The 2716-nt window shown below is 45.4% G+C and carries 1 tRNA gene and 2 rRNA genes; all 3 read left to right on the top strand.

The window, feature by feature from the left end:
• A 23S ribosomal RNA gene (locus DN599_RS07400) occupies positions 1-451 on the top strand; the annotation flags it as partial.
• A gap of 249 nt (positions 452-700) precedes the next feature.
• A 5S ribosomal RNA gene (gene rrf, locus DN599_RS07395) occupies positions 701-816 on the top strand.
• A gap of 78 nt (positions 817-894) precedes the next feature.
• Positions 895-971 (top strand) — tRNA-Asp (locus DN599_RS07390).
• Positions 972-2716: the final 1745 nt, after the last annotated feature.

The following is a 2716-nucleotide window of genomic DNA, read 5'->3' as shown; positions in this document are numbered from 1 at the left end:
GGCTGATACCGCCCAAGAGTTCATATCGACGGCGGTGTTTGGCACCTCGATGTCGGCTCATCACATCCTGGGGCTGAAGTCGGTCCCAAGGGTATGGCTGTTCGCCATTTAAAGTGGTACGCGAGCTGGGTTCAGAACGTCGTGAGACAGTTCGGTCCCTATCTGCCGTGGGCGTTGGATGATTGAAGGGAGCTGCTCCTAGTACGAGAGGACCGGAGTGGACGAACCGCTGGTGTTCGGGTTGTCATGCCAATGGCATTGCCCGGTAGCTACGTTCGGAATCGATAACCGCTGAAAGCATCTAAGCGGGAAGCGAGCCCTAAGATGAGTCATCCCTAGGACTTTAAGTCCTCTAAAGGGCCGTAGGAGACTACTACGTTGATAGGCAAGGTGTGTAAGCGTTGTGAGGCGTTGAGCTAACTTGTACTAATGACCCGTGAGGCTTAACCATACAACCCAAAAGGGTTTCGAGTTAATGGTTAACTTTAGCGAAAGAATACAGCCACTTGATTTAGTGTGACTCAAATTTAACTCTTGTATAAAGAGAACAGCTTTCTAAATTTATAATTTTGGTTAATTACGCAGGTAATTGTTTGGCTGACAAAGCCGTAACGAGCGAAGCGCGGAGTGTACTTTAGTACATGAGCACTGTAGCGAGGAAACAATGCCGTCAGACGGACAATTAACCAGTAAGAATTTGTCTGGAAACCATAGCATTGTGGTACCACCTGATCCCATCCCGAACTCAGAAGTGAAACGCAATCGCGCCGATGGTAGTGTGGGGTCTCCCCATGTGAGAGTAGGTCATTTCCAGACGCCTAATAAGCTCAATAGAGCACGTCTCCTAGCCATGACACGCTAGCGACGATAAAAGAATTTAGACTTCGGTCTAAAGGAGCGGTAGTTCAGTTGGTTAGAATACCGGCCTGTCACGCCGGGGGTCGCGGGTTCGAGTCCCGTCCGCTCCGCCAACATTACGATAAGCCCTTAGCAGCAATGCTAAGGGCTTTTTCGTATTCGTTTTTCAGAGAAATGATAACGATGGTACTAAGTGTAGTGCGTAATTCGTTGCTAAAGCAGCGGTAGTTCAGTTGGTTAGACTCTTTGTAAACAGATACCGGCCTATCACGCCGGGGGCGCGGGTTCGAGTCCCGTCCGCTCCGCCAACATTACGATAAGCCCTTAGCAGCAATGCTAAGGGCTTTTTTGTATTTATTTCTCAGAGAAATGATAACGATGGTACTAGGTACTAAGTGTAGTGCGTGAGTCGTTGCTAAAGCAGCGGTAGTTCAGTTGGTTAGACTCTTTGTAAACAGATAGCGGCCTGTCACGCCGGGGGTCGCGGGTTCGAGTCCCGTCCGCTCCGCCAACATTACGATAAGCCCTTAGCAGCAATGCTAAGGGCTTTTTCGTATTTGTTTTTCAGAGAAATGATAACGATGGTACTGAGTGTAGTGCGTAATTCGTTGCTAAAGCAGTGGTCACTCTCGAGCATCCATGGTCTATGTGGCATTTATGCACCCATGCTCTTCGTCGTTCAGTTGGACCATCAAGGTTCCTAACATTGTTTGGTATTTACCCGAACCTAATGATTTCGGTTCTTTAGAATCTCAATCACATTCATGTAGTGATCTAATAACGGCTCCAGAAGGGGTCATCATGACGCAGGCCTTACCTAAATGTATTAAGTCCACATTTAACGCTAGGCTCTGAATGTTTTATCTCACTGTATTCCATTTTTTCGAAGAAAACAGCCGTATAGATACCGTTAAGTTTCTTAAGGTGAGTCGAGTATGTGTCAAAAAACCATGGACGAGTAATCCTCCCATTTTTAACCACAGTTGAAGACCAAATAACATAAGGTATTGGCTGCTTTGCGTTGTATTGTGCTTTTAAATGACCCTACTGTTAAAGCTGATGCTGACTGTGTGCAAGGGAAATATATTGGTTTATATTGAGAAAAATTTAGGTTTCAAGCATCAGTTTGTATTGATTTATCGACTATTGGATGAAATAGGCAGTAGTTGGCTCTCGATCCGCTTTAAGCACCTAAAACAGTCAATAGAAGCCCAAGATGCTTTTAAACAAATCCGAATCGAAACGGTTCTAGAGCCCCAGAGAGTGTATTCCTTAAAGACGTCTAAATATGGTTTCAGGACGAAGCTAAAATTGGGCTGCATATGAATATGGGCCGAGAAAGGAGCACGTCCCAGAGCGGTGCAAGAGTAATATTTGAGTATGCGTATTTATTGGGAGCTACATATGTCATTACAGATAACCAAGCTGTTGTCATTATGGGTCACAAGCTGGCGGCCTTCAAAATTGTTGCCTGATGAATTTGAACCCTCTCTATCATGTATATATCGCCATATTCACTAGAGCTCAACCCTATCGATCAGGCATTGCCAGGCTATTAGTAGTATATGCCGAAAACCTTGGTTGGCTGTGATTGCAGTGCATTCAGTTTTGATTGGTTTATATGTTCGTTTGTTATTTGTGGGTAAGTCTGTGTATAAGCCGTGTGAGCTATGTGCTTAAGTGGGGTATAAAAACTAATTCCATTTTTAGTGAAAAAAGCCCTTGCGCCCATCTGAGAACTGCCTATAATGCGCATCCACTGACACGGCACAGCAGGCCAACTACCTTGGTAGTACGGGACTTGCAGCTAAGTCAGCCTCTCTTTTAATAAAGAGATGCGAGTTAAACTCTTCGGAGA

Origin of the sequence: Shewanella algidipiscicola, from assembly GCF_900380485.1 — a bacterium.
GTDB classification, from domain to species: Bacteria; Pseudomonadota; Gammaproteobacteria; order Enterobacterales; family Shewanellaceae; genus Shewanella; species Shewanella algidipiscicola.
The sequence above is the reverse complement of the archived record's forward strand: the minus strand, read 5'-3'. Positions and strand labels throughout refer to the sequence as shown.